We start from the raw sequence: 1305 nt of genomic DNA, 5'->3' as shown, positions 1-1305 counted from the left end.
GCCCAGCAGTCCGTTTGCCCCGAAGCGCCGCAGCATGGCCAGGGCCACGTCCTTGGGCGAGGCCGAGGGCGAGGGCTCTCCGCGCAGCTCGATGCGCACCGTGGGCGGCACCTTGAACCAGATCTTGCCGTGGGCCCAGGCCGCCGCCATGTCCACGTCGCCGAGTCCCTGGCCGAAGGCCCCGATGGCGCCCAGGATGTTGGCGTGGGAATCGGTGGAGACGAAGGTGGACCCGGGCCACGCCAGGCCGCCGTCGAGGGCCACGTGGGTGCCGATGCCGCGGTCGATGTCGAAGACGCGGATGCCCCGCTCCCGCGCGAAGACGCGGCAGATCTGCTGGTTGGCGGCGTACTTCTGGTCCGAACCCGTGGGGTTGCAGTCGAAGGTGAAGGCCGTGCGCGACGGATCGGCCACCTCGAGGCCGTGGTCCAGGAGGTTCTTCACTACGTTGGCGCCGCCGAAGTCCCGGGCGGCGCGGGTGTCCAGGAACACGTCGGCGATGTCCCCGGGCTTCAGGTCTCGCCCGGCGTGGGCCGACAGGATTTTCTCGATCATCGTCATCGGCATGACACGACCTCTCTTGAACAGGGAGGACGGGAGGAACGGGAGATGGGCCTCTTTTCTACCTCCTCCCGTCCTCCCGCCCTCCCTGTGGATTCAGAGAACCAGGGTCCCCTTCTGGAGCATCACGAGGGGGTCGAAGGTGGCGAAGTCGGCCTGGTGAATGAGGATCGTCTCCACCGTCTTGGGGGCTCCCTCTCCCTCCTTGGCATGGCACCCGATGCAGTTGAGGACCTCCTCGGGCAGGCCCGCCTCGGCGGCCAGCGCCAGACCCGAGAGGGGGTGGCGCAGGCACATTCCGCTCCGGCTCTTCCGGTAGCCCCCCTTCCCGTCGGGCTCGATCTCCAGGATCTTGCCCACGTCGTGGAGGAGCGCGCCCGCCACGAGCCGGTCCATGTCCACCGGGTAGGGCATGGACCGGTAGTGGGCCGCCTGGCCCTGATAGAGACCCACGGCCCCGGCCGTCACCGCCAGGGTGTGCTCCAGGAAGGTGACGCCCTTGCAGTCGGCCAGGAGCGTGAAGGGCATCTTGAGGAACGCCGCCCGGCTCTTGAATCCGCCGCGGGCGAGCGCCCGTTCGAACGTCTCCACCACCTTGCCGCGAAGCTCCTCGTCCCCGATCCGTCCGATCCAGGGTTGGAGCAGGTCCACGATTTCAGACGTCTTCATGGTGCTTCCTCCGCCATCCTTCGCATTCCGCGTGGCAACGTGCGCCGGCCACCCAAAGCGGTACATCCCACTCGA

The 1305-nt window shown here is 68.2% G+C and carries 2 protein-coding genes; both read right to left on the bottom strand.

Annotation, left to right across the window (positions count from 1 at the left end):
* Positions 1 to 567: aconitase family protein (locus AB1824_11915; GenBank protein ID MEW5765670.1), on the bottom strand; the 567-nt coding region annotated here is incomplete at its 3' end.
* Positions 568 to 657: 90 nt separating this feature from the next.
* Positions 658 to 1230 carry an HD domain-containing protein gene (locus tag AB1824_11910; GenBank protein MEW5765669.1) on the bottom strand — a complete coding sequence of 191 codons (573 nt, stop codon included), beginning with the start codon at positions 1228 to 1230 and terminating at the stop codon, positions 658 to 660.
* Between the last annotated feature and the right edge of the window lie 75 nt (positions 1231 to 1305).

The sequence above is a fragment of the Acidobacteriota bacterium genome, from assembly GCA_040752915.1.
In the GTDB taxonomy this organism is placed as follows: domain Bacteria; phylum Acidobacteriota; class UBA4820; order UBA4820; family DSQY01; genus JBFLVU01.
Note: the sequence above shows the minus strand (reverse complement) of the source record. Positions and strands in the feature narration are given on the sequence as shown.